At 74.0% G+C, this 24459-nt stretch carries 24 protein-coding genes; 20 read left to right on the top strand and 4 right to left on the bottom strand.

The window, feature by feature from the left end; genetic code table 11:
* Positions 1-6: 6 nt before the first annotated feature.
* From ndk to ACFSHS_RS16090, 13 genes are all read left to right on the top strand, one after another.
* Complete coding sequence (ndk, locus tag ACFSHS_RS16150) at positions 7-417, top strand: nucleoside-diphosphate kinase (RefSeq protein WP_376878292.1); 411 nt, start codon at positions 7-9, stop codon at positions 415-417.
* Positions 418-469: 52 nt separating this feature from the next.
* A complete protein-coding gene (locus tag ACFSHS_RS16145; RefSeq protein WP_376878289.1) occupies positions 470-1423 on the top strand; it encodes an ABC transporter ATP-binding protein in 954 nt (317 codons plus the stop codon).
* Positions 1423-2208 carry an ABC transporter permease gene (locus ACFSHS_RS16140; protein ID WP_376878286.1) on the top strand — a complete coding sequence of 262 codons (786 nt, stop codon included), beginning with the start codon at positions 1423-1425 and terminating at the stop codon, positions 2206-2208. The genes ACFSHS_RS16145 and ACFSHS_RS16140 overlap by 1 nt, the downstream gene beginning before the upstream one ends.
* Positions 2205-3044, top strand: coding sequence for an ABC transporter permease (locus ACFSHS_RS16135; protein WP_376878283.1), 840 nt, complete (start codon positions 2205-2207; stop codon positions 3042-3044). The genes ACFSHS_RS16140 and ACFSHS_RS16135 overlap by 4 nt, the downstream gene beginning before the upstream one ends.
* 189 nt (positions 3045-3233) lie before the next feature.
* Positions 3234-5162: a TIGR03960 family B12-binding radical SAM protein gene (locus ACFSHS_RS16130; RefSeq protein WP_376878280.1), complete on the top strand. Its 1929-nt coding sequence runs from the start codon at positions 3234-3236 to the stop codon at positions 5160-5162.
* A complete protein-coding gene (locus ACFSHS_RS16125; RefSeq protein ID WP_376878277.1) occupies positions 5162-5923 on the top strand; it encodes a TIGR03936 family radical SAM-associated protein in 762 nt (253 codons plus the stop codon). The genes ACFSHS_RS16130 and ACFSHS_RS16125 overlap by 1 nt, the downstream gene beginning before the upstream one ends.
* Before the next feature lie 376 nt (positions 5924-6299).
* The gene (locus ACFSHS_RS16120) at positions 6300-9437 is read left to right on the top strand and encodes an Rne/Rng family ribonuclease (protein WP_376878274.1); all 3138 of its coding nucleotides are present in this window, start codon (positions 6300-6302) and stop codon (positions 9435-9437) included.
* 228 nt (positions 9438-9665) lie between these two features.
* Positions 9666-9977, top strand: coding sequence for a 50S ribosomal protein L21 (rplU, locus tag ACFSHS_RS16115; protein ID WP_376878271.1), 312 nt, complete (start codon positions 9666-9668; stop codon positions 9975-9977).
* Between the two features lie 7 nt (positions 9978-9984).
* Positions 9985-10242, top strand: a complete 258-nt coding sequence (gene rpmA, locus ACFSHS_RS16110; RefSeq protein WP_092195729.1) for a 50S ribosomal protein L27 — start codon at positions 9985-9987, stop codon at positions 10240-10242.
* Positions 10243-10377: 135 nt separating this feature from the next.
* The gene (gene obgE, locus ACFSHS_RS16105) at positions 10378-11862 is read left to right on the top strand and encodes a GTPase ObgE (protein ID WP_376878268.1); all 1485 of its coding nucleotides are present in this window, start codon (positions 10378-10380) and stop codon (positions 11860-11862) included.
* Positions 11859-12983 (top strand): glutamate 5-kinase, encoded by a 1125-nt coding sequence (proB, locus tag ACFSHS_RS16100; RefSeq protein WP_376878265.1) that lies wholly within the window; start codon positions 11859-11861, stop codon positions 12981-12983. Before obgE ends, proB begins: the two co-directional genes overlap by 4 nt.
* Before the next feature lie 24 nt (positions 12984-13007).
* Entirely contained in the window at positions 13008-13490 is a 483-nt protein-coding gene (def, locus tag ACFSHS_RS16095) for a peptide deformylase (protein ID WP_376878262.1), read from the top strand.
* A gap of 2 nt (positions 13491-13492) precedes the next feature.
* On the top strand, positions 13493-14095 hold the full coding sequence (locus ACFSHS_RS16090; protein ID WP_376878259.1) for a GNAT family N-acetyltransferase: 603 nt from the start codon (positions 13493-13495) through the stop codon (positions 14093-14095).
* Between the two features lie 51 nt (positions 14096-14146).
* Here the strand turns inward: ACFSHS_RS16090 and ACFSHS_RS16085 are convergent, their stop codons facing one another.
* The 4 genes from ACFSHS_RS16085 to ACFSHS_RS16070 are packed head-to-tail and all read right to left on the bottom strand — an operon-like array spanning position 14147 to position 17406.
* Positions 14147-14566: a Fur family transcriptional regulator gene (locus tag ACFSHS_RS16085; RefSeq protein ID WP_376878256.1), complete on the bottom strand. Its 420-nt coding sequence runs from the start codon at positions 14564-14566 to the stop codon at positions 14147-14149.
* Positions 14563-15591, bottom strand: coding sequence for a metal ABC transporter permease (locus tag ACFSHS_RS16080; RefSeq protein WP_376878253.1), 1029 nt, complete (start codon positions 15589-15591; stop codon positions 14563-14565). The genes ACFSHS_RS16085 and ACFSHS_RS16080 overlap by 4 nt, the downstream gene beginning before the upstream one ends.
* A 1-nt stretch (position 15592) precedes the next feature.
* Positions 15593-16417: a metal ABC transporter ATP-binding protein gene (locus tag ACFSHS_RS16075; protein WP_376878250.1), complete on the bottom strand. Its 825-nt coding sequence runs from the start codon at positions 16415-16417 to the stop codon at positions 15593-15595.
* Positions 16414-17406 (bottom strand): metal ABC transporter substrate-binding protein, encoded by a 993-nt coding sequence (locus tag ACFSHS_RS16070; protein WP_376878247.1) that lies wholly within the window; start codon positions 17404-17406, stop codon positions 16414-16416. The genes ACFSHS_RS16075 and ACFSHS_RS16070 overlap by 4 nt, the downstream gene beginning before the upstream one ends.
* A 76-nt stretch (positions 17407-17482) precedes the next feature.
* On the opposite strand from ACFSHS_RS16070, the gene ACFSHS_RS16065 reads away from it, so the two are divergent.
* The 7 genes from ACFSHS_RS16065 to ACFSHS_RS16035 all read left to right on the top strand — a co-directional run bounded on the left by ACFSHS_RS16065 (position 17483) and on the right by ACFSHS_RS16035 (position 24392).
* Entirely contained in the window at positions 17483-18736 is a 1254-nt protein-coding gene (locus ACFSHS_RS16065) for a glutamate-5-semialdehyde dehydrogenase (protein ID WP_376878244.1), read from the top strand.
* Between the two features lie 27 nt (positions 18737-18763).
* On the top strand, positions 18764-19663 hold the full coding sequence (locus tag ACFSHS_RS16060; RefSeq protein WP_376878241.1) for an AAA family ATPase: 900 nt from the start codon (positions 18764-18766) through the stop codon (positions 19661-19663).
* On the top strand, positions 19663-21102 hold the full coding sequence (locus ACFSHS_RS16055; RefSeq protein WP_376878238.1) for a vWA domain-containing protein: 1440 nt from the start codon (positions 19663-19665) through the stop codon (positions 21100-21102). The genes ACFSHS_RS16060 and ACFSHS_RS16055 overlap by 1 nt, the downstream gene beginning before the upstream one ends.
* A 468-nt stretch (positions 21103-21570) precedes the next feature.
* A complete protein-coding gene (gene nadD, locus ACFSHS_RS16050; protein WP_376878235.1) occupies positions 21571-22236 on the top strand; it encodes a nicotinate-nucleotide adenylyltransferase in 666 nt (221 codons plus the stop codon).
* A complete protein-coding gene (gene rsfS, locus ACFSHS_RS16045) occupies positions 22233-22706 on the top strand; it encodes a ribosome silencing factor (protein WP_376878232.1) in 474 nt (157 codons plus the stop codon). The genes nadD and rsfS overlap by 4 nt, the downstream gene beginning before the upstream one ends.
* A complete protein-coding gene (locus ACFSHS_RS16040) occupies positions 22703-23437 on the top strand; it encodes a histidine phosphatase family protein (RefSeq protein WP_376878229.1) in 735 nt (244 codons plus the stop codon). Before rsfS ends, ACFSHS_RS16040 begins: the two co-directional genes overlap by 4 nt.
* Before the next feature lie 67 nt (positions 23438-23504).
* On the top strand, positions 23505-24392 hold the full coding sequence (locus ACFSHS_RS16035; RefSeq protein ID WP_376878226.1) for a DegV family protein: 888 nt from the start codon (positions 23505-23507) through the stop codon (positions 24390-24392).
* Positions 24393-24459 lie beyond the last annotated feature (67 nt).

The following is a 24459-nucleotide window of genomic DNA, read 5'->3' as shown; positions in this document are numbered from 1 at the left end:
CGCCCCGTGACTGAACGCACTCTCGTCCTGGTCAAGCCCGACGGCGTCGCCCGCGGACTCGTCGGCGAGGTGATCACCCGCCTGGAGCGCAAGGGCCTGCGGCTGGTCGCCGCCGAGCTGCGCACGCTGACCCGCGAGGTCGCCGAGACGCACTACGCCGAGCACCGCGAGCGGCCCTTCTTCGGCTCCCTCGTCGAGTTCATCACCGGCGGCCCGCTGATGGCCCTGGTCGTCGAGGGCCCGCGCGCGATCGAGGCGTTCCGCGCCCTCGCCGGCGCCACCGACCCGGTGAAGGCCGCGCCCGGCACGATCCGCGGCGACTTCGCCCTCGAGGTGCAGAACAACATCGTGCACGGCTCGGACTCGCCCGAGTCCGCCGAGCGCGAGGTGAAGCTCTTCTTCCCCGACCTCGGCTAGGAACCGCGGAAACCCGGTCGTTCCTGTCGTCCCCCGTGGTTACGGTTCGCGGATGCAGGAGTCGCTGATCCGGGCCCGCGGGCTGGTCAAGCGCTTCGGCGACTTCACCGCCGTCGACGGCATCGACGTCGAGGTGGCGCCCGGGGAGGCGTTCGGCTTCCTCGGACCCAACGGCGCCGGCAAGAGCTCCACCATGCGCATGATCGGCGCCGTCTCACCGCCCACCGCGGGTGAGCTGCGGGTGCTCGGCCTCGACCCCGCGGTCGACGGACCGGCGATCCGCGCGCGGCTCGGCGTGGTGCCGCAGACCGACAACCTCGACGTCGAGCTGACCGTGGCCGAGAACCTGCTGGTCTACGGCCGGTACTTCGGGCTGCCGCGCGCGGTGCTGCGCGAGCGGACGGCGGAGCTGCTCGACTTCGTCCAGCTCGCCGACCGGGCGGACCAGCGGGTGGAGCCGCTGTCGGGCGGGATGAAGCGCCGGCTCACCATCGCCCGAGCGCTGGTCAACGCCCCCGACGTCGTCCTGCTCGACGAGCCGACCACCGGCCTGGACCCGCAGGCCCGCCACGTGCTGTGGGAGCGGCTCTACCGGCTCAAGCAGCGCGGCGTGACGCTCGTCCTCACCACGCACTACATGGACGAGGCCGAGCAGCTGTGCGACCGGCTCGTCGTCATGGACAAGGGCCGGATCGCCGCCGAGGGCTCGCCCGCCGAGCTGATCCGCCGGTTCTCCACGCGCGAGGTCTGCGAACTGCGCTTCCCCGTCGTCGAGGGGGAGGTGGGTCTCGAGCGCTACCTCGACGCGCTGCGCCCGCTGCTCGAGCAGGGCGTGGTGGAGCGGATCGAGGCGCTGCCGGACCGGTTGCTGCTCTACACCCCCGACGGCGACGCGGCGCTGTCCGCGGTGGCGGGTACCGGCCTCCACCCGCTGTCGAGCCTGGTGCGCCGCAGCTCGCTGGAGGACGTCTTCCTCCACCTGACCGGACGGTCGCTGGTCGAGTGATGTCCCAGCCGCTCGTCGGTCCCGGCGCCCGCGCGTTCGCCGCGCACCGGCTGGCCGCCTACCGGCACCACTGGCGCAGCAGCCTGATCAGCAGCGTGCTGGAGCCCGCGCTCTTCCTCGCCGCGATGGGGCTCACGCTCGGGGTGCTCGTCGACCGCGGGCCCGGCCTGCCCGGCGGCCTGAGCTACCTCGCCTTCCTCGCCCCCGGTCTGCTCGCCGCCGCGTCGATGCAGATCGCGACCTTCGAGTCGACCTATCCGGTGCTCGGCGCGATCAAGTGGGACAGGACGTACGAGGCGCTGCTGGCGACGCCGGCCGGGGTCGGCGACCTGCTCGTGGGCCACCTGCTGTTCGTGTCGTTCCGGGTGGTCACCTCGGCCGCGATGTTCCTCGGCGTCCTCGTGCTCTTCGGCGCCGCCGAGAGCCCGCTGGTCGTGCTCGCCCTGCCCGCCGCGCTGCTGACCGGCCTCGCGTTCGCCGCGCCGGTCACCGCCTTCGCCGGGCGCCTCGAGACCGACACCGGGTTCGCGATGCTCTTCCGGCTGCTGATCATGCCCATGTTCCTGTTCTCGGGGACGTTCTTCCCGGTCAGCCAGCTGCCCGCGGTCCTCGAGTGGATCGCCTACGTCACGCCGCTGTGGCACGGCGTGGCGCTCGCCCGCGGTCTGGCGCTCGGCACGCTCGACGGCGGGGCGGCGCTCGGGCACGTCGGCTACCTGGCGCTGTGGGTCGTCGTCGGAGCCGTCCTCGCCCGGCGGGCACTGACCTGGCGGCTGGTCCGATGAGCGCCGTCGACACCGCCCGGGTGGACCGGCCGGTCTCCGTGCTGCTGCGCGTGCTGCCGTTCCAGTCCCTGTCGGCGCGCCGGGCCGGCCACCTCGTGCACCGCAACCTGCTGGTGGCCCGCCGGACGTGGCTGGTCTTCGCCTCCGGCCTGTTCGAGCCGTTCTTCTACCTGTTCTCCATCGGCGTCGGCATCGGCGGCCTGGTGGGGCCGGTGGTCGCCGACACCGGGGCCGCGCTGAGCTACCAGGCCTTCGTGGCGCCGGGGCTGCTCGCGGCCGCGGCGATGAACGGCGCCATCTACGACTCGGTCTTCAACCTGTTCTTCAAGCTGCGCTACAGCAAGCTGTACGACGCCGTCCTCGCCACGCCGCTGTCGGCGGCGGACGCCGCGGTGGCCGAGACGGCCTGGGCCGTCCTGCGCGGGGCGACCTACTCGGCCGCCTTCCTCGTGATCATGGCGGTCCTCGGGCTGCTCGGCTCGTGGTGGGCGTTGCTGGCGCTGCCGGCCGCGGTCCTCATCGGCTTCGCCTTCGCGGCCGTGGGGCTGGCCGCGACCACCTTCCTCCGCGGCTGGCAGGACTTCGAGTTCGTCCAGCTCGCGCTGCTGCCGCTCTTCCTCTTCTCGACGACGTTCTACCCGCTGTCCACCTACCCGGAGCCGCTGCAGGTCGTCGTCCAGTGCACCCCGCTGTACCACGGCATCGAGCTGGTGCGGGGGCTGGTGACCGGCGACGTCCGCTGGGGCCTGCTGGGCTCGGCCGCCTACCTGGCGGTCCTCGGCCTGGTCGGGCTGGCGATCGGTGCCCGCCGGCTCTCGGGCCTGCTGCTGAAGTGAGCGCTGCCTCCGTCGTAGGGATTTGATCATCGCGGTATGGCGGCCGCTCCCGGCGTGTCAGCCAGCCACCTGCCGATGATCGACTCCGCGATGGATGGTTCGGCCGCACGGACGCGCCGGGCGCAGTGACCGAAGTGTGCACTCGGTGCGGGAGGGGCGGCGCGAGCCGGCGGCTACGCTGGACGGGTCATGACTGGGAAGACCCTGTACCCCCGCCTCGAGCCCCTGCTGGCTCAGATCCAGAAGCCGATCCAGTACGTCGGCGGTGAACTGAACTCGCGGGTGAAGCCCTGGGACGACGTCGCGGTCCACTGGGCGCTGATGTACCCGGACGCCTACGAGGTGGGCCTCCCGAACCAGGGCCTCATGATCCTCTACGAGGTGCTCAACGAGCGCCCCGACGCCCTGGCCGAGCGCACCTACGCCGTCTGGCCCGACCTCGCCGCCCTGATGCGCGAGCACGGCGTTCCGCAGTTCACCGTCGACGGGCACCGCGCGGTGCGCGACTTCGACCTGCTCGGGGTCAGCTTCGCCACCGAGCTCGGCTACACCAACCTGCTCGAGGCCCTCGACCTGGCCGGCGTCCCACTGCACGCCGTCGATCGCGACGAGAGCTCCCCCGTGGTGGTTGCCGGCGGGCACGCCGCCTTCAACCCCGAGCCGGTCGCCGACTTCGTCGACTGCGCCGTCCTCGGTGACGGCGAGCAGGTGGTCGGCGACATCACCGACGTCGTCAAGGCCTGGAAGGCGCAGGGGAGGCCCGGCGGCCGCGTCGAGCTGCTGGCCCGCCTGGCCCGCGTCGAGGGCGTCTACGTGCCCCGGTTCTACGCGGTCTCCTACGGTCCGGACGGCGCGATCGCGGCCGTGCAGCGCACCCGGGACGACGTCCCCGCCCGGGTCGCCAAGCGCACCGTCATGGACCTGGACGAGTGGCCCTACCCCAAGACGCCGATCGTGCCGCTGGCCGAGAGCGTCCACGAGCGGATGAGCGTCGAGATCTTCCGCGGCTGCACGCGCGGCTGCCGCTTCTGCCAGGCCGGGATGATCACCCGCCCGGTCCGCGAGCGGACCATCACCGGCATCGGGTCGATGGTCGAGCAGGGCCTGAAGGCGACCGGCTACGAGGAGGTCGGGCTGCTGTCGCTGTCCAGCGCCGACCACTCCGAGATCGGCCAGCTGGCCAAGGAGCTCGCCGACCGCTACGAGGGCACCAACACCAGCCTCAGCCTGCCGTCCACCCGGGTCGACGCCTTCAACGTCACGCTGGCCAACGAGCTGTCCCGCAACGGACGCCGGTCGGGCCTCACGTTCGCCCCCGAGGGCGGCAGCGAGCGCATCCGGCGGGTGATCAACAAGACGGTGTCCAAGGAGGACCTCGTCCGCACCGTCACCACCGCCTACGCCAACGGCTGGCAGCAGGTGAAGCTCTACTTCATGTGCGGTCTGCCGACCGAGACCGACGAGGACGTGCTCGAGATCGCCGACCTGGCGGTCGAGGTCATCCGCGCCGGGCGGGAGGCCAGCGGCCGCAAGGACATCCGCTGCACCGTCTCGATCGGTGGCTTCGTGCCCAAGCCGCACACCCCGTTCCAGTGGGCGGGGCAGGCGAGCGCCGACACGATCGACCACCGGCTGCGGGTGCTCCGCCAGGCCATCAACGCCGACAGGCGCGTGGGCCGCTCCATCGGCCTGCGCTACCACGACGGCAAGCCCGGCGTGATCGAGGGACTGCTCTCCCGCGGCGACCGCCGCGTGGGCCGGGTCATCGAGCGGGTCTGGCGCGACGGCGGGAAGTTCGACGGCTGGAGCGAGCACTTCTCCTACGAGCGCTGGACGACGGCGGCCGCCGAGGAGCTCGCGCCCTTCGGCGTCGACCTCGACTGGTTCACCACGCGTGAGCGCACCGAGCACGAGGTGCTCCCCTGGGACCACCTGGACTCCGGCCTGGACAAGGAGTGGCTCTGGGAGGACTGGCAGGAGGCGCTGTCGGAGGAGGAGGTCGCCGACTGCCGGTGGACCCCCTGCTACGACTGCGGCGTCTGCCCCACCATGGGCACCGAGATCCAGATCGGCCCGACGGGGCGCAGCCTGCTGCCGCTCACCGTCGTCGGCCGCTGATGGCGCGCCAGCCCGACGGTCCGCCGCCTCCGCCGACCGTCCAGAAGCTGCGGATCCGCTACGCCAAGCGGGGGCGGCTGCGCTTCGCCTCCCACCGGGACCTCGCGCGGACCCTGGAGCGGGCCCTGCGGCGCGCCCAGGTGCCGATGGCCTTCTCGGCCGGCTTCAGCCCGCACCCGAAGATCTCCTACCTGGGCGCCGCCCCCACCGGTGCGGCCAGCGAGGCCGAGTACGTCGAGATCGGCCTCGCGGTCCGGTGCGAGCCCGAGGCGGTGCGGGCCGCGCTCGACGCGGCGCTGCCCGCCGAGCTCGCCGTCCTGGAGTGCGTGGAGGCGGGGGAGGGGACCGGCGCGCTGGCCGACCGGATCGACACCTCGGTGTGGCGGGTGGAGCTGCCCGGCGTGGCGCCGGCCGAGCTCGAGGCGGCCGTCGCGGAGTTCCTCTCCCGGGACGTCGTCACCGTCGCCAAGCGGACGAAGAACGGCCTCAAGGACGTCGACGCGCGCGCCTCGGTCGCCAGCGCGTCGGCGGGCGAGGAGGCAGGTTGTGCCATACTGCACATGGTCGTCCGGCAGCTGACGCCCGCCGTACGACCAGACGACGTGTTGGCCGCCCTGGCTGCCGTCGCCGACCTGCACCCGCCGTTGCCCCCCCGGGCCGTGCGTGAGGCGCAGGGCCGGCTCGACGACAACGGGACCGTGGCCGACCCGCTCGGTCCCGACCGTGCGGCGCGCATCCCCCGGGAGCACGCGGCGATCTGACCGGTGGGTCCCCGGAGGCCGCGCGACGTCGCGCGGCACGGCTGCCAGGCGTGACGCACCCGATCCAGGCCACCCGGCCCGGACCACGCAGACCCTCGCTCCACCGACAGACCAGCAAGGCAGACCAGCAAGGCCAGACACCACGGCCAGACCAGCACCACCAGCACGACCTCGCCGGCGTTGCGTCCGGTGGGGGCACCGCCGGCATTCCGGTCTCCGCCGCGGCAACCGCCGCGCGGCGGCCGACACCAGACTTCAGCAGGACGAGCTCGACCCGCCGTACCCCGTGCGACGGGCCCGTCCCGCCCAACCCGTGCTCCTGCGCGGCCGCCAGTCGTTCCGATCGGCGCCCGGGAGCACATGAGGAGACGCCCTCGTGGCCGACAACGACAGCACCACCACCGACAGCAGCACCACCGACAGCACCGACCAGACCCCGGCCGGACCCGCGGCGGGCCCCGGCGACGAGGTCACCGAGGTCCCCGCGGTGTCCGAGGACTCCTCGGTCCCCGAGGACGACGCGGAGGACGCGGGGGACGCGGAGGACGCCGCGACTGTCTCCGGCGAGGACGCCCCCGCCGAGCCCGAGCCCGAACCCGAGCCCGAACCCGAGCCCGAACCCGAGCCGGAACTGCCCCGCTTCGCGACGCCGTTCAGCTCACCCGAGCCGACCGCCGTGGTCGCCCGCCCCCGCCGGCGCGCGACCCGGTCGGTGATCGCGGCCGACCCCGACTCGGTCGAGGCCCCGGCGCCGACGCCCGCGCCCGCGGTCCCCGCCTTCATCAGCTTCGTCGCGCCCAGCGAGACCGACGTCCCGCCGCCGCCCCGTCGACGCGGCCGACGCCCCGCCGAGGCACCGGAGCCGGAGGACGTCGACGAGGTTGCCGCCGGCGAGGGCGACACCGAGGACACCGCGCCGGCCCGTTCACGGCGGAGCCGCTCCCGCCGGCGCGCCGTCGAGGTCGAGGTGGCCGACACCGATACCGACGACGACGTCGACGACGTCGAGGACGCCGAGCCGCTGGACGCCGACGCCGACACCGACTCCGACGACGTCGAGGACCGCGAGGAGGGCGGCACCGGCAGCCGGCGCCGCCGCCGTGGTCGTCGCGGGCGGGGCCGCGGCCGCACCGGTGAGGACGTCGGTGACGAGGATGCCACCGACGAGACCGGCGCCGAGGCCACCGACGCCGAGCCCGACGAGGACGAGGACACCGAGCCCGGCGACGAGGCGGCCGAGACCGAGGCCGACGAGGTCGAGGGCGGCTCCAGCACCCGCCGCCGGCGCCGCCGGCGCCGCCGCAGCGGTGGTGGGGGCGGCGAGGACCGCGCCGAGGACTCCGACGACGACGACCGCCCCGAGCGGGCCGGGCGCAACGGCCGGACCACCAGCGACGACGACGTCCGCGGCGTCACCGGCTCGACCCGGCTCGAGGCCAAGCGCCAGCGCCGCCGCGAAGGCCGGGACACCGGGCGCCGCCGCACGCCGATCCTCACGGAGAGCGAGTTCCTCGCCCGGCGGGAGTCCGTCGACCGCAAGATGGTCATCCGCCAGCGCGGTGACCGGACGCAGATCGCCGTCCTGGAGGACGACGTCCTCGTCGAGCACTACGTGACCCAGGCGTCGGCGACCTCCTTCGCCGGCAACGTCTACCTCGGTCGGGTGCAGAACGTGCTGCCCAGCATGGAGGCGGCGTTCGTCGACATCGGCAAGGGGCGCAACGCCGTCCTCTATGCCGGTGAGGTCAACTGGGACGCCGCCGGCCTGTCGGGCAAGCAGCGGTCCATCGAGCAGGCGCTCAAGTCCGGCGACAAGGTGCTCGTCCAGGTCACCAAGGACCCGATCGGCCACAAGGGCGCCCGGCTGACCCAGCAGATCAACCTGCCCGGCCGCTTCCTGGTGTTCGTGCCCGGCGGCTCGATGACCGGGATCAGCCGCAAGCTGCCCGACACCGAGCGCCAGCGGCTCAAGGACATCCTCAAGCGGATCGTCCCCGAGGACGCCGGCGTGATCATCCGGACCGCCGCCGAGGGTGCCTCGGAGGAGGAGCTCACCCGCGACGTCAACCGGCTGACGGCGCAGTGGGAGGTCATCCAGAAGAAGGCGGAGTCGACCTCGAACGCGCCGACCCTCCTCTACGGCGAGCCCGACCTGGCCATCCGCGTCATCCGCGACGTCTTCAACGAGGACTTCAAGGAGCTCGTCGTCCAGGGGGACGACGCCTGGGACACCGTCGAGGCCTACGTCGCGCACGTCTCCCCGGAGCTCACCGGCCGCCTGTCCCGCTACGCCGGCACGGGGGACGTGTTCAGCGACCTGCGGATCGACGAGCAGCTGGCCAAGGCGCTCGACCGCAAGGTCTGGCTGCCCTCGGGTGGCTCCCTGGTGATCGACCGCACCGAGGCGATGACCGTCGTCGACGTCAACACCGGCAAGTTCGTCGGCTCCGGCGGCAACCTGGAGCAGACGGTCACGCGCAACAACATGGAGGCGGCCGAGGAGATCGTCCGCCAGCTCCGGCTGCGCGACATCGGCGGCATCATCGTCATCGACTTCATCGACATGGTGCTCGAGAGCAACCGCGACCTCGTGCTGCGGCGGCTCACCGAGTGCCTCGGCCGTGACCGCACCAAGCACCAGGTCGCCGAGGTCACCTCGCTGGGCCTGGTGCAGATGACCCGCAAGCGGGTCGGGCAGGGCCTGCTCGAGGTCTTCTCCGAGCCGTGCGAGCACTGCCGCGGCCGGGGCCTCATCGTGAGCACCGACCCCGTCGACGAGCGACGCCGCACCGGGAGCGGCAACGGCGGCGGGAACGCCGGCGGGGGGAGCTCCCGCCGCGACCGCTCCGGGGGCGGCCGCGACAGCGCCAAGGACGACAGCGCCAAGGACGTCGACAGCGCACCCGCCGTGACCGTCGAGGAACCCGCCGCCGAGGTCGCGGAGACCGAGTCCGCCGAGAGCTCCCGCGGTGGTGGCCGTCGCAACCGCGGCCGCCGCAACCGGGGCCAGGCGGGTGAGGAGCGCGTCGCCGAGGACGCCGCCGTGCTCGCCGCGGCCGAGATCGACGCCGATCCCGGCCTCGCGACCGAGGACGAGGCACCCGCCGGAGGCACCGAGCGCACGCCGGCCGAGAGCAACGCGGTCGAGATCCTCCCGGCGCAGGCCGAGGAATCCGTCCGGTCCGACGGGAGCCCCGGCGACGTGCCCGCGGAGGCTCTCGCCGTCGAGGTGACGCCCGCGGAGCCGGCCCCGGCCGACTCCGTGCCCGCCGACTCCGTGCGCGCCGACTCCGTGCCCGCCGACTCGGTGCCTGCCAACTCGGTGTCCGCCGACTCGGTGCCCGCCGACTCGGTGCCCGCCGAGGTCGGCGGGCCGGTGGCGTCCGACGGGCCGACTCCGACCGAGCCGGTGCTCGCCGGAGCCGCTCCGGCGGAGGCGGCCGCGCCCGCGGAGGCCGCGCGACCACGTCGCCGGCGGGCCGCCAGCCGGCCGGCGGGTCCGCCCGTCTCCTGAAGGAGGACCCCTCTGCCCCCACGCCTCGCAGGCTCGGCGCGGGGCCCTGCAGAGGGGCCTTCGGGTCACGTCGACCTGCCCGGAGGCCTCAGGTACGCTGGTCGGGTTGCACCGCCACCGCGTGGGCGCCTCCGGGTGCCGCGGGTACGGCGTCCGCAGCCCGTCCAGCACCCGGCGATCGCTCCGGTCTGCGCGCGAGACAAGAAGAAGCGAACGAGGAGTTCAGTGGTGTACGCAGTGGTGAAGGCCGGTGGCAGCCAGCACAAGGTGGCCGTGGGCGACACGTTCACGATCAACCGCCTCGCGGGCGCCGAGGGTGACACCGTCGCCCTCCCGGTGATCCTGCTGGTCGACGGCGACACCGTCACCAGTGACGCGGCCTCCCTGGCGAAGGCGACCGTGACGGGCGAGATCGTCGGGCACGGCAAGGGCCCGAAGATCCACATCCACAAGTTCAAGAACAAGACCGGCTACCACAAGCGGCAGGGGCACCGTCAGCCCCTGACCAGCGTCGTGGTCCGCGACATCTCGAAGGGCTGACGCCGACATGGCACACAAGAAGGGCGCCTCGTCGTCCCGCAACGGTCGTGACTCGAACGCTCAGCGTCTCGGCGTGAAGCGCTTCGGCGGCCAGGTCGTCAAGGCCGGCGAGATCATCGTCCGGCAGCGCGGGACCCACTTCCACCCCGGTCTCGGCGTCGGCCGCGGTGGCGACGACACGCTGTTCGCGCTCGCTCCCGGTGCGGTCACCTTCGGCACGCGGCGGGGACGCAAGACCGTCTCGATCTCCGCGGTCGAGGCCTGACGAAAGGACCCCGTCCTCCCCACCCTTCGCAAGCTCAGGGTGGGCCCCTGGACGGGGCCGTTCCATCCGCTTACGTGCGCACGGGCCAGTGGGCCCGTGCGCACGTGGCGCTTAGCAGGTGAGGGGCGGCGGAGCATGGCCGCTTTCGTCGATCGAGTCGTGATCCACGTGGCCGCCGGCAACGGCGGTCACGGCGTCTCCTCGATCCATCGGGAGAAGTTCAAGCCCCTCGGCGGGCCCGACGGGGGCAACGGCGGCGACGGCGGGGACGTCGTCCTCGAGGTGGATCCGAGCGTGCACACGCTCCTTGACTTCCACCACCGGCCGCACCAGAAGGCCGGCAACGGCCGCCCGGGCGAGGGCAGCAACCGCCACGGCGCCCGCGGCGAGGACAAGATCCTCCGCGTCCCGGCAGGCACGGTGGTGAGCACGCCCGACGGGCGGGTCATCGCCGACCTCGTCGGCGCCGGCACCCGCGTGGTGCTGGCCAAGGGCGGCAAGGGCGGCCTCGGCAACGCCGCGCTGGCCAACGCCCGCCGCAAGGCACCGGGTTTCGCCCTGCTCGGCGAGGAGGGCGAGGCCTTCGACGCCGTCATCGAGCTCAAGAGCATCGCCGACGTCGGCCTGGTGGGCTTCCCCTCCGCGGGCAAGTCATCGCTGATCTCGGCGATGTCGTCGGCCCGCCCGAAGATCGCCGACTACCCGTTCACCACGCTGGTGCCCAACCTCGGCGTGATCCGCTCCGGCGACACCGTCTACACCATGGCCGACGTCCCCGGCCTGATCCCCGGCGCCTCCACCGGCAAGGGCCTGGGCGTGCAGTTCCTCCGCCACGTCGAGCGCTGCGCCGTCCTGGTGCACGTGGTCGACATGGCGACGATGGAGCCGGGCCGCGACCCGGAGACCGACATCGAGGCGCTCGAGCACGAGCTGGCCGAGTACGGCGGTGAGGACCTCGACCTGGTCGGCCGGCTGCGGATCGCCGTCCTCAACAAGATCGACGTGCCCGACGCGCGTGAGCTCGTCGACCTCGTCCGCGCCCCGCTGGAGAGGCGCGGGCTGGCCGTCTTCCCCGTCAGCGCGGCGACCGGCGAAGGGCTCAAGGAGCTCGGCTTCGCGCTGGCGGCCGCGGTCGAGGAGCACCGCGCGAGCCTGCCCCCGATGGAGCCGGCCCGGGTGACCGTGACCCCGAAGGCCGTGGACGACTCGGGCTTCACCGTCGAGCGGGACCCCGAGGATCCGGAGGCGTTCGTCGTGCGGGGCGTCCGTCCCGAGCGGTGGGTGCGCCAGACCGACTTCACCAACGACGAGGCCGTCGGCTTCCTCGCCGACCGGCTCAACCGGCTGGGCGTGGAGGAGGAGCTGGCCAAGGCCGGCGCCCGTGAGGGCGACGCGGTCACCATCGGCGGGGTCACCTTCGACTGGGAGCCGACGCTGCCGGCCGGGACGCTCACGGTCGAGGAGTCCGCGGGCCTGGGCGGCCGCGGTACCGACGCCCGCATCGACGCGCCACACCGGGTCCGCGCGCAGGAGCGGCTGGCGGCCAAGAAGGCCCGCCGCACGCCCTACGAGCTCAGCGACGACGGCTGGACCGACGACGACCTTTCGGAGGAGCCGTGAGCGTCGCCCGGCCCGCGATCGCGGGGGCCCGCCGGGTCGTCGTCAAGGTGGGATCCTCGTCGCTGACCACGCTGCCCGGTGGGCTGGACGCCGACCGCCTGTCGGCGCTGGTCGACGTGCTCGGCGCCGTCCGCGGCGCGGGCCGGGAGGTCGTCCTCGTCTCCTCCGGCGCGATCGCCGCGGGCCTGGCCCCGCTGCAGCTCGACGGCAGGCCACGTGACCTGGCCACGGCGCAGGCCGCGGCCAGCGTGGGGCAGCTGCGCCTGGTGCAGACCTACGCCGACGCGTTCGCCCGGCACGACATCACCGTCGGCCAGGTGCTGCTCACCGCCGACGACCTGACCCGGCGCAGCCACTACCGCAACGCCCACCGGACGATGGAGCGGTTGCTGGCGCTGGGGGCGCTGCCGATCGTCAACGAGAACGACACCGTGGCCACGGAGGAGATCCGGTTCGGCGACAACGACCGGCTCGCCGCCCTGGTCGCGCACGTGGCGCAGGCGGACGCGCTGGTGCTGCTCTCCGACGTCGAGGGCGTGTACGACGGCGACCCGCGCACCGGCCCGGCCCAGCTGGTGGACACCGTCACGAGCCCCGCCGACCTGGCCGCGGTCACGCTCGGCACCGCCAAGCGCAACGGGGTGGGCACCGGCGGGATGGCCACCAAGGTCGAGGCCGCGTTCATCGCCGCCCACGCCGGCGTCCCGGTCGTCGTGACCTCCACTTCCCTGGCCGCCGCGGCGCTGGCGGGGGAGCAGGTCGGCACCCTGTTCAACCCCATGGGCCGCAGGCCCAGCGCCCGCCAGTTCTGGCTGCGCTACGCCAGCCGCCCGCGGGGCCGGGTCCTGCTGGACGAAGGTGCCGTCCGCGCCGTCCGGGAGCGGCACGCCTCCCTGCTCGCCGCCGGGGTCACCGGTGTCGCCGGGGAGTTCCTGGCCGACGACCCGGTCGAACTGGTCGGGCCGGACGGCGTCGTGGTCGCCCGCGGCCTGGTCGCCTACGACGCCCGGGAGATGCCCGCGCTCCTGGGCCGCAAGACCGGGGACCTGGCACCGGAGTACCGGCGCGAGGTGGTGCACCGCGACGAGATGGTGCTGGTCGGACGCCACGTCGGCCGCTGAGCGGCGGCTGAGAGACTGCCCCGCGTGACGATCCGCCCCATTCGCGAGATCGGCGACCCGGTGCTCCGCACGCCCGCCGACGAGGTGAAGGACTTCGACCGCGAGCTGGCCGCGCTGGTGCGCGACCTGCTCGAGACGGTCGACCACCCCGGCCGCGCTGGTCTCGCCGCCCCCCAGATCGGCGTGAGCCTGCGCGCCTTCTCCTACAACGTCGACGGCGTCATCGGGCACATGGTGAACCCGGTGATCGTCGAGCTGTCGGAGGAGACGCAGGACGGCGACGAGGGCTGCCTCTCCGTTCCCGGGATCTGGGCACCGACCGTCCGCGCGATGCACGCGGTCGTCGAGGGCTTCGACGTCCACGGCGAGCCGCTGCGGCTGGAGGGATCGGGACTCATGGCGCGGTGCCTGCAGCACGAGGTGGACCACCTCGACGGCAGGCTCTTCCTCGACCGGCTGACCGGTGAGGCGCGCAAGAGCGCTCTGCGCGCCCTGCGCGACCGCTGACGATGCCCTTCCTGGAGCCGGTCACGCTGACCGGTCAGCTGATCACGCTGGAGCCGCTGCGGCCCGACCACCACGACGAGCTGGTGGCCGCCGCGTCGGACGGCCGGCTCTGGGAGCTCTGGTACGCGTCCGTGCCCTCGCCGCAGACCATGCGGGCCGACATCGCGGCGAAGCTGGCCGAACAGGCAGCCGGCACGAGGCTGCCGTTCACCGTGCGGCACAACGGCACGAGACGGGTGGTCGGCATGACGACGTACCTCAACGTGGAGCCCGAGGTCCCTCGGCTGGAGATCGGCTCGACCTGGACCGCGCAGTGGGCCCAGCGGACCGGCGTCAACGCCGAGAGCAAGCTGCTGCTGCTCACGCACGCGTTCGAGGCGCTCGGCTGCCTCGCGGTCGAGTTCCGCACGCACTGGCACAACGCGCAGTCGCGGGCGGCCATCGAGCGGCTGGGCGCCAAGCAGGACGGCGTCCTGCGTCAGCACCGGCGGATGGCCGACGGGTCCCTCCGCGACACGGTCGTGTACTCGATCCTCGACTCCGAGTGGCCCGCCGTCCGCAACGGACTGCGGCACCGGCTCGACCGGATCTCCACCGCCGACTGAAGGCGGACGGAGCGACGGGCGCCGGGGACCGGGCTCCGTGCCGCGTCCGGTTCATGAGGTGGCAGAGGCGCAGCCGGCGCAGGTGCCGAAGACCTCGACCTGGTGCTGGACGTCGGCGAAGCCGTGCTCCGCGGCGACCCTGGCGGCCCATCGCTCCACCGGGGGGTCGGCGACCTCGACGGCGGTGCCGCACGAGCGGCAGACCAGGTGGTGGTGGTGCACCGGGGAGCACCGGCGGTAGGCCGCCTCGCCGTCGGCTCCGCGCAGGACGTCGACCTGGCCGTCGTCCACGAGTGCCTGCAGCGCCCGGTAGACCGTCGCGAGGCCGATCGAGTCGCCTCGCCGGCGCAGCAGGGCGTGGAGGTCCTGCGCGCTACGGAAGCCGTCGAGGTCACCCAGCAGCTCCAGCACGGCACTGCGCCGGCGGCTCGGGCGACGCGTCGTCCCTTCGGCCTGCTCGGGGACGGTCACGCGGCACCTCCCTTCCCGGCCGGGTGCGCCGGCACCGCCTGCGTCCCGTGCTCGTCGTAGTGGACGCCCGCGCCGGTCAGGTGCGGCGCGTGCAGGTGCCCGTCGTGGTCGTAGTCGACGTGGTCGCCGTGGGGGACCGGCTGGTGCCCGCAGCCCTCGCCGTGCTCGTGCGGATGGGCGGCGTGGACCTCACCGCGACGGCGGTGCCGGCGGCGGGCCGTCGCGTCCCGCAGCGCCACCCCCGCGGAGACCATCAGGAAGACGACGATCGCCAGCAGCACGATGGTCCCGCCCGACGGTGTGCCGGCGTAGTACGAGGCCGTCGTGCCGGAGAGGCTCACCACCAGCCCGATCGCGCAGGCCAGGTAGAGCGCCTGCCGGAAGCTGCGCGCCAGGAGCTGGGCCACCGCACTGGGCACGATCATCAGCGCGCTGATCAGCAGCAGGCCGACCACCCGCATGGAGAGCACGACGGTGGCGGCGACCAGGGCGGCGAGCACGACGTTCAGGGCCAGCACGGGCAGGCCGACGGCGCGGGCGTACTCCTCGTCGTCGCTGACCGCGTAGAGCCGCTGGCCGAGGAGGCCGACGACGGCCACCACCGTCAGCGCGATGACGGCGAAGACGGCGAGGTCGCCGGTCGAGGTCGTCGTGATGGCCCCGAAGAGATAGGCCTCCAGGTTGGTCGCCTCACCACGGGGAGCGAGGCTGAGCAGGACCACGCCGCCGGCGATGCCGCCGTAGAAGAGGACGGCCAGGGCGACGTCGCCGCTGGTGCGGCCGCGGGCCCGGACCAGCTCGATGAGCACCGCGCCGAGGACGGCCGCGACGAGCGCCGCGCCCACCGGCGCGGTGGAGGTGAGCACCCCGATCGCCACGCCGGTCAGCGCCACGTGCCCCAGGCCGTCGCCGAGCAGCGACAGCCGCCGCTGCACCAGGAAGATCCCGACCGCGGGCGCGACCAGGCCCACCATGAGCGAGGCGAGCAGCGCGCGCTGCATGAAGCCGTACTCGAGGATCTCCACCTCAGTGCCCTCCGGTCGCCGGCCGTGCCGCGCGGGTCGTGACGCTCGGCTGGTCGAGCCGGTAGCCCCGGCCGACCGGCTCCGCCGGCGGGCCGCAGTGGTCGTCGCTCCAGGATCCCGACGGCGCCTCCGCGCCGCCGAGAGGGCCGTCGTAGCTGATCCGCCCGTGGTCGACCACGACCGCGCGGGACAGCACGCCGGCCAGCGGCCCCGTCTCGTGGGTGACCACCAGCAGGGTGGTGCCGGCCGCGGAGGCGCGCGTGAGGACCTCGGCCAGGGCGTCCTGGCTCGCGGCGTCCACGCCCGCGGTCGGCTCGTCCATGACGAGCAGCTCGGGCTGGGCCGCCAGCGCCCGTGCGACGAGCACCCGCCGCTGCTGGCCGCCCGAGAGCGAGGCGACCGGCTCCTCCATCCGGTCGGCGAGCCCCACAGCGGCGATCGCCTCGCCGACGGCGGCGCGGTCGGACGGGCCGAGCCGGCCGAAGAGGCCGCGGCGGGGCAGCCGGCCGACGGTGACGACCTCCCGCACCGTGGCGGGCACCGCGCCGCTGACCGTGTGCCGCTGCGGCACGTAGCCGACCCGGCCGCGCTCGCGCAGCCGGCCGACCGGCGCGCCCAGCAGTTCCACCTCGCCGTCCAGCACGGTGGCCAGGCCGAGCAGGCCACGGGCGAGGGTGGTCTTGCCCGAGCCGTTGGAGCCGAGGACGGCGACGGCTTCCCCGTGCCGCACGGTCAGGTCGACGTCCCGGACGATCGGCACGTCGTCGTACCCGATGGAGGCGCCGCGCAGCCGCACGGCGGCGGCCGTGCCGGATCGGTCGGTCATGAGCAGGACTGACCTTCCTGCAGGGTGGCCAGGTTCGCGCGCATCACCTGGAGATAGTCCTCGCCCGCGGATTCGCCGGTCAGCCCCTCGATCGGGTCGAGGACGGCGGTCCGGACACCCGCCTCCTCCGCGACGGTCTCGGCGACGGCGGGGTCGACGAGGGTCTCGGTGTAGACGGTGGTGACGCCCCGCTCGCGGACCAGCGTCGCGATCTCGGCGAGCTGGGACGGGTCGGGCTCCTGCGACGGGCTCAGCCCGCTGATGCCGACCACCTCGAAGCCGTAGCGGTCGGCGAGGTAGCCGAAGGCGTCGTGCCCGGTGACCAGGGTGTCGACGGCGCAGTCGGCCAGTCCCGTGCGCATCTCCTCGTCGAGTGCCTCCAGGTCGGCGCGGAGCGCGGCGGCGTTCTCCTCGTAGGCCGAGGCGCCCTCGGGGTCGAGCTCACCGAGCCGCTCCGCCAGGGCGTCGCCGACGGCGGCCAGCCGGGTCGGGTCGAGCCAGAAGTGCGGATCGGCCGCCTCGTCGCCGTGCCCGTGCCCCTCCTCGGCGTGCTCCTCCTCGGCGTGCCCGTCGTCCTCGGCGTGCTCGCCCTCCTCGTGCCCCTCCTCGTGCGCGCCTTCCACGAGGTCGGCTGCCTGGCCCGCGTCCCAGGCGGCGTCACCCGCCTCGGACCCGGCGGCCTCGTCGAGGGCCGGCTGGAAGCCCTCGAGGTACACGAGGAGGTCTGCCTCCCCGACGGCGGCGACGTCCTGCGGGGCGAGTTCCAGGTCGTGGGCCTCCGCGCCGGCCGGGGTGAGGGAGGTGACGGAGATCCGCTCGCCGCCGACCCGGGCCGCCGTCCACTCCAGCGGGTAGAAGCCGGCCACGACGTCGAGACCACCGGACCCACCCTCGCCCGGCCCGTCGTCGTCCGAACCGCAGCCGCTCACGAGCAGTGCGGCGGCGGACAGGGCGGTGAGGGCGGTCCATCGGGCCCCGGAAACGTTCATGAGAATCATTCTCGCATAGGCCGCGGAGGACGCGTGGGGGCGGTGATCCGGCGGCGCTCCGCGTACCCTCGCGGGCGTGTCCGACGCTGCCGACCTGCCGCTGATCGGTGCCGCCGCGCTGCGCGCGCGGGCGGCCGCCCGGGTGCTGCGCACCCTGCCCACCGACGTGAAGGACGCGGCCCTGTCGGCGATGGCCGACGCGCTGGTCGAGCGCACCGACGAGGTGCTGGTCGCCAACGCCGCCGACGTCGAGGCCGCGGCCGCCGACGGAACGCCGGAGTCGGTGCTCGACCGGCTCCGTCTGGACGCCGGGCGGGTGGCCGGGGTGGCCGCCGCCCTGCGCCACCTGGTCGCCCTCCCCGACCCGGTGGGCGACGTCGTGCGCGGCTCCCGGCTGCCCAACGGACTGCAGCTGCGCCAGGTCCGGGTTCCGCTCGGCGTGGTCGGCATCGTCTACGAGGCCCGCCCGAACGTCACGGTCGACGCGGCCGGCCTGTGCCTCAAGAGCGGCAACGCGGCCCTGCTCCGCGGCTCCGCGTCCGCCTTCCGCACGAACACCGCCCTCGTCACGATCCTCACCGAGACCGCGGAGAAGGCCGGCCTGCCCGCCGGGTCGGTGGAGCTGCTGCCCGCCGACCGCGCCTCCGTCGGGGAGCTGCTGAACGCGCGCGGGCTGGTCGACGTGGTCATCCCGCGCGGCGGCGCCTCGCTGATCGAGCGCGTGGTCCGGGAGTCGACGGTGCCGGTGATCGAGACCGGGGTGGGCAACTGCCACGTGTACGTCGACGCGTCCGCCGACGCCGCGATGGCCGAGGCGATCGTGCTCAACGCCAAGACGCACCGGGTCAGCGTCTGCAATGCCGCCGAGACCCTGCTGGTGCACCGGGACGTCCCGTTCCTGCCGCGCTTGCTGTCGGCCCTCGCGGACGCCGGCGTGACGCTGCACGGCGACGAGGGGGCGCGGGCGGCCCACGCCGCCGTCGTACGCGCCACCGACGAGGACTGGGCGACCGAGTACCTGTCGATGGACATGGCGGTACGCGTGGTCGACGACCTGCCAGCGGCGCTCGAGCACATCGCGCGGTGGGGTAGCGGGCACAGCGAGGCGATCGTCGCCGACTCCGCCGGTGCCATCGCCGACTTCACGGCCGGGGTGGACGCCGCCGCGATCCTGGTCAACGCATCCACCCGGTTCACCGACGGCGGTGAGTTCGGTTTCGGCGCCGAGATCGGCATCTCCACCCAGAAGCTGCACGCCCGGGGGCCGCTGGGCCTGCCGGAGCTCACCTCCACCACCTACGTCGTGACCGGCCGCGGCCACACGCGCTGACCCGAATCCCGTCCCGAGGAGACCGCTGTGCCCCGCCCGCCGTCGCAGTTCCCGCAGTTCTCCTCGGTGGGGGACGTCAGCAAGCGGCTGTCCGTGGCCGGCTACCTGCCCGACGCGCAGATCGCCACGACGGTCTTCCTGGCCGACCGGCTGGGCAAGCCGCTCCTGGTCGAGGGGCCGGCCGGCACCGGCAAGACGGAGCTGGCCAAGGCGCTGGCGACCGCGACCGGCTCGGAGCTGATCCGCCTGCAGTGCTACGAGGGCCTCGACGAGGCGCGGGCGCTGTACGAGTGGAACTACAAGAAGCAGCTGCTGCGCATCCAGGCGTCGCAAGGGGGCGGGCCTGCTGGTGGCGCTGCGGACTGGGACACCGTCCACGACGACATCTTCGGCGAGGAGTTCCTGCTCTCCCGCCCGTTGCTGACCGCGATCCGGCGCACCGAGCCGACGGTCCTGCTCATCGACGAGACCGACAAGGCCGACGTCGAGGTGGAGGGCCTCCTGCTGGAGGTGCTGTCGGACTTCCAGGTCACCATCCCGGAGCTCGGCACGGTGACCGCGACCCGGCGGCCGATGGTTGTGCTGACCTCCAACGCCACCCGGGAGCTGTCGGAGGCGCTCAAGCGGCGCTGCCTCTACCTGGCGCTGGACTACCCCTCGGCCGAGCGCGAGCGCGAGATCGTCCTCTCGCGGGTGCCCGACCTCGCGCCCGGGCTGGCCGAGCAGTTGGTGCGGACCGTCCGGGCGCTGCGGGCCCTGGAGCTTAAGAAGTCGCCGTCGATCTCCGAGACCCTCGACTGGGCGCAGACGCTGCTCGAGCTGGGCCTGGACACCCTCGACGAGGCGGCGGTGCGCTCCACCCTCGGCGTCGTCCTCAAGCACGCCAGCGACCAGGACCGTGCGGCCGCCGAGCTGCGGCTGAACTGATGACCGCCGGGACCGTCGCTCCCGAGCCAGGGGGGCTCGCCGGGCACCTGGACGGCTTCGTGCGCGCGGTGCGGGAGGCCGGGATCCCGGTGGGCATCAGCCAGGCCGTCGACGCCGCGGAGATCCTCACCGTCGTCGACCTGCTCGACCGGGAGCAGCTCCGGCACGGTCTGGCGGCGGTGCTGCTGCAGCGCGCCGCCCAGCGGCCCACCTACGACGTCCTCTTCGACCTGTGGTGGCCGCTGGCGGACCGGCCGCGCGGCGACGGGACGGGCGAGGAGGCCGACGGCGGCGCCGCCGGCGAGGCGGTGGAGTCGACGCTCGACGTGCCCGGGCCCGACGGCGCCGACCTCGCCGCCCTCATGCGCGAGCAGCTGCTGCAGCTGCTGCTCGAGGGCGACGAGGAGGCGCTGCGCCGGTTCGCGCGCGAGGCCGTGGAGATGCTGGGGCGCGGCCAGCCGTCCCCGTCGGGCCAGTCGTTCTTCAGCTACCGGGTGCTGCGGGCGCTCTCGCCGGACACGCTGGTCTCGCAGCTGCTCGCCGGTCTGCTGGCCGAGGGCGACCGCGGTGGGCTGGGCGAGCAGGTGGCCCGCCAGACCATCCGGGAGCGGCTGGCTGCCCTGCGGTCGGCGATCGAGGCCGAGGTGCGCCGGCGGACGGCGGCGGAGAAGGGCCGGGACAAGGTGGCGAAGAACGCCGTCCGCCCCCTCGCCGACCAGGTCGACTTCCTGCGCGCCCAGTCCAGCGACCTGGCCGAGCTGCGCCGCGCCGTCGCCCCGCTCGCGCGTCGGCTGGCGGTGCGGCTCTCGGCCCGGCGGCGGATGGGCCGGGAGGGGCGGCTGGACTTCCGCAAGACCGTGCGGGTCTCGCTGGGCACCGGTGGCGTCCCCGTGGTCACCCACCACCGACCGCGGAAGGTGCACAAGCCCGAGCTGGTCGTGCTCTGCGACGTCAGCGGATCGGTGGCGGGGTTCAGCCACTTCACGCTGATGCTGACCCAGGCGCTGCGGGAGCACTTCACCGGCGTGCGGGCGTTCGCCTTCGTCGACACCACCGACGAGGTGACCCGCTTCTTCCGGCCGGGTGCCGACGTCGTCGACGCGGTCGCCCGGATCGGGCGCGAGGCCGACGTGGTCGGCTTCGACGGGCACAGCGACTACGGCACCGCCTTCGATGTGTTCGCCGACCGGTGGGCCTCCGCGGTGGGACCGAAGACGTCACTGCTCGTCCTCGGCGACGGGCGGACCAACTACCGGCAGCCGGGCCTGCCGGTGCTGGCCGACCTGGTGCGCCGCGCCCGGTCGGCGCACTGGCTGAACCCCGAGCCGCGGCGGCTGTGGGGGAGCGGCGACTCCGCCGCCGACCGCTACGGCGAGGTCATCGACATGGTGGAGTGCCGCAACGCTGCTCAGCTCGCGGAGTTCGTCACCACGCTCTGAGGGGACCTGGCCGGGGCGCTGCCCGGCGCCGGCGACCGGCCGGGACGGCAGCCCGTCGACGTGCCGCCGGGTCGACATGCTGCCCGGTCGACATGCTGCCCGGTCGACATGCTGCCCGGTCGACATGCCTGCCTGGTGGAGTGCGCCCCGATACCGCGTTCCCGTGCGTCCTTTTCCGCGCCAGCGTTCCCGTGCCCGCCGTTCCCGTGCGCGCCGTTCTGTGCGCCGCCCGTCGCTGTGCGCGACCACACGCCGCGGCACGCCGACTCTCGGTGCAATGGCGTAACCGATCCCGGTCCGGCCCGTTGGGCAGCGCGCCGCTCGATCCGTGCAACGGCGCGCGGCGCGGAGTTGCGACCGGCGGCACGGGGGAGCCGGTCGCGGCGGTCGGGGCCCTCGTCGGCCCCGGCCGCCGGCCCGACCCGTCCTCACGGGGCCCGGCGCGGCGGTCCCCGATAGGCTCGTCCGGTGGCAGGTGGCCGGATCGGGATCATGGGCGGGACGTTCGACCCCATCCACCACGGCCACCTCGTCGCCGCGAGCGAGGTCGCCGGCCTGTTCGGCCTCGACGAAGTGATCTTCGTGCCAACCGGCCAGCCGTGGCAGAAGACCGAGCGCGCGGTCAGCCCCGCCGAGGACCGCTACCTCATGACCGTCATCGCCACGGCGTCCAATCCGCGGTTCTCCGTGAGCCGCGTGGACATCGACCGCGGTGGCCCGACGTACACGATCGACACCCTCACCGACCTGCACGACCAGCGGCCCGACGCCGATCTGTTCTTCATCACCGGCGCCGATGCGCTGGCCCAGATCGTGACCTGGCGGGACAACCAGCGCCTGTTCGACCTGGCGCACTTCATCGGCGTCACCCGGCCGGGCTTCCACCTCGCCGACTCCCACCTTCCCGAAGGTGTCGTCAGCCTCGTCGAGGTGCCGGCCATGGCGATCAGCTCGACCGACTGCCGCGACCGCGTCGGTCGCGGGATGCCGGTCTGGTACCTGGTTCCCGACGGTGTCGTCCAGTACATCCAGAAGCGATCCCTCTACCGCGAGGTTCCGCGCCGCCCCGTCCCCGACGTGCGGGACCCCGCCAGACAGCCCCCGACCGACCACCTCCAGGAGGTACCCCGATGACCGCCTCGGCCGAGGCGCGGGACACCGCGCTGCTCGCCGCTCAGGCGGCTGCGGACAAGCTCGCCACCGACGTCTCCATCGTCGACGTGAGCGACCGGCTGGCCATCACCGACGCCTTCGTGCTGGCCTCGGCACCCAACGAGCGCCAGGTGCAGTCGATCGTCGACGAGGTGGAGGAGCGGCTCCGCCAACACGGCATCAAGCCCGTCCGGCGCGAAGGCGTCAACGAGGCCCGGTGGGTCCTGCTCGACTTCGTCGACGTCGTCGTGCACGTCCAGCACGCCGAGGAGCGGGCGTACTACGCCCTCGAGCGGCTCTGGAAGGACTGCCCGACCATCCCGTTCGTCGACAGGGCACAGCCGGCGACGGGCCAGCAGACGCCGACCGGCAATCCCCCGCCCGACGACACCGCCGACGACGACCACGCCGCCGGCGACCCGTCGTCCGACGGGGAGACGGCCGGCCGGTGACGGCCGCAGCCCTGCCCGCACTGCCGGTCCCGCGGCTGCTGCTCTGGCGCCACGGACGGACGGAGTGGAACGCCGAAGGCCGCTTCCAGGGGCAGCTCGACCCTCCCCTCGACGACAAGGGCCGCCGCCAGGCGGCCGCTGCCGCCCCCTACCTCGCTGCGGGCCTGGTGCCCGAGGACACCGTGGTGGTCTCCAGCGACCTGGTCCGCGCGGCGGACACCGCGCAGTCGCTGGCCAGGGTGCTGGGGATCCAGGTCCGGTGGGACGAGCGGCTGCGCGAGCACGGCATGGGCAGCTGGGAGGGGCTCACGCGGGACGAGGTGGCCGAGCGCTATCCCGAGCAGTTCGCCGACTGGATGGCCGGCCGCCCGGTGCTCGGTCGTGGCGGCGAGGACCCGTCGGCCGTCGCGGACCGGGCCGTGGAGGCGCTCGCGGACCTGCCGTCGGTCGGCACCGCCGTCGTGGTGACCCACGGCGGCACGGCCGGGCGGCTGATCGAGCGGCTCCTCGGGCTCGGTCCCGACCACCGCCGGGTGTTCGGGCCGCTGGGCAACTGCGCCTGGAGCGAACTGGTCGTCCAGGGCGCCCGGTGGCGGTTGCTGCGCCACAACACCTCCGTCCTCCCGCCGCCGGAGGGCCGGGTGGAGGGCGTCGGCCCGGGCGCGGTCGTGACCGCCACGCCGGAGGGCGGCGCGCCGCCACCCCCCGGGGATGCCGACGCCGTGTTCTGAGCCGGCCGGAAACCGCCGGTGTGGCCACCACCACGGGTCCCGGAGCACGGCCCGCTAGCCTCGCCGGGTGTCCGTCGCCGTTGTCACCGATTCGACGGCCTACCTCCCGGAGGAGCTCGTGGAGGGCTACGGCATCCACGTGGTCCCCCTCTACGTCGTCCTGGCGGGACATTCCGGCCGGGAGGGGTTGGACATCGGTCCCGGGGACGTCGCCCGGGCGCTGTCGGTCCGCGGCCACAGCGTCTCCACCTCGCGTCCCACGCCCGGTGACTTCGTGGCCGCGTACCGGCGCGCCCTCCAGGGTGCCGACCGGCTGGTCTCCATCCACCTGTCCTCGGAGCTGTCGAGCACGACGGACGCCGCCCGGCTGGCCGCCTCCCAGGTCGGGGAGCACATCGTGACGGTCGTCGACACCAGGTCGGCCGCCATGGGTGCCGGCTTCGCCGTCCTCGCCGCCGCCCGGTCCGCCGCCGCGGGCGCCGATGCGGCCGCGGTCGCGCGGACGGCACGGGAGACCGCCGAGGCGACCCGCACGCTCTTCGTCGTCGACACCCTGGAGCACCTGCGCCGCGGTGGCCGCATCGGATCCGCCGCGGCGGTCCTCGGCTCTGCCCTCGCGGTCAAACCGGTTCTCCACGTGCAGGACGGCCGGGTCGTCCCGCTGGAGAAGGTCCGCACGTCGGCCCGCGCGCTCAACCGCCTGGTGCAGCGCGCGGTCGAGGCCGCCGGTCAGGGGCCGGTCTCCGTCGCCATCCACCACCTCGCCGCTCCGGAACGCGCCGAACGCCTGGCCGCCGAGATCCGCGACCGGCTGCCCCAGCTGCGCGAGCTGCACGTCAGCGAGCTGGGCGCCGCCGTCGGGGCGCACGTCGGACCCGGCGCCGTGGGAATAGTCGTCGCGCCCTTCTGGCGGGAACCGGACGAGGTGACGTACTCCGACCCATCGGAGGACTGAGCGCAGCGGCCAGGACATGGGCGCAGGCTGCCCTGCCGTGCGCCCGCTCTGCCGACCGTCGTCCACA

Source organism: Blastococcus deserti (genome assembly GCF_042682525.1).
Lineage (GTDB): Bacteria > Actinomycetota > Actinomycetes > Mycobacteriales > Geodermatophilaceae > Blastococcus_B > Blastococcus_B deserti.
The sequence above is the reverse complement of the archived record's forward strand: the minus strand, read 5'-3'. Positions and strand labels throughout refer to the sequence as shown.

Excerpts from the sequence above, each read along its gene's own strand:
- ACFSHS_RS16145 (WP_376878289.1), top strand. The coding sequence starts at position 470 with ATGCAGGAGTCGCTGATCCGGGCCCGCGGGCTGGTCAAGCGCTTCGGC.
- ACFSHS_RS16140 (WP_376878286.1), top strand. The coding sequence starts at position 1,423 with ATGTCCCAGCCGCTCGTCGGTCCCGGCGCCCGCGCGTTCGCCGCGCAC.
- ACFSHS_RS16135 (WP_376878283.1), top strand. The coding sequence starts at position 2,205 with ATGAGCGCCGTCGACACCGCCCGGGTGGACCGGCCGGTCTCCGTGCTG.
- ACFSHS_RS16130 (WP_376878280.1), top strand. The coding sequence starts at position 3,234 with ATGACTGGGAAGACCCTGTACCCCCGCCTCGAGCCCCTGCTGGCTCAG.
- ACFSHS_RS16125 (WP_376878277.1), top strand. The coding sequence starts at position 5,162 with ATGGCGCGCCAGCCCGACGGTCCGCCGCCTCCGCCGACCGTCCAGAAG.
- rpmA (WP_092195729.1), top strand. The coding sequence starts at position 9,985 with ATGGCACACAAGAAGGGCGCCTCGTCGTCCCGCAACGGTCGTGACTCG.
- obgE (WP_376878268.1), top strand. The coding sequence starts at position 10,378 with ATGGCCGCTTTCGTCGATCGAGTCGTGATCCACGTGGCCGCCGGCAAC.
- ACFSHS_RS16090 (WP_376878259.1), top strand. The coding sequence starts at position 13,493 with ATGCCCTTCCTGGAGCCGGTCACGCTGACCGGTCAGCTGATCACGCTG.
- ACFSHS_RS16075 (WP_376878250.1), bottom strand. The coding sequence starts at position 16,417 with ATGACCGACCGATCCGGCACGGCCGCCGCCGTGCGGCTGCGCGGCGCC.
- ACFSHS_RS16070 (WP_376878247.1), bottom strand. The coding sequence starts at position 17,406 with ATGAACGTTTCCGGGGCCCGATGGACCGCCCTCACCGCCCTGTCCGCC.
- ACFSHS_RS16055 (WP_376878238.1), top strand. The coding sequence starts at position 19,663 with ATGACCGCCGGGACCGTCGCTCCCGAGCCAGGGGGGCTCGCCGGGCAC.
- rsfS (WP_376878232.1), top strand. The coding sequence starts at position 22,233 with ATGACCGCCTCGGCCGAGGCGCGGGACACCGCGCTGCTCGCCGCTCAG.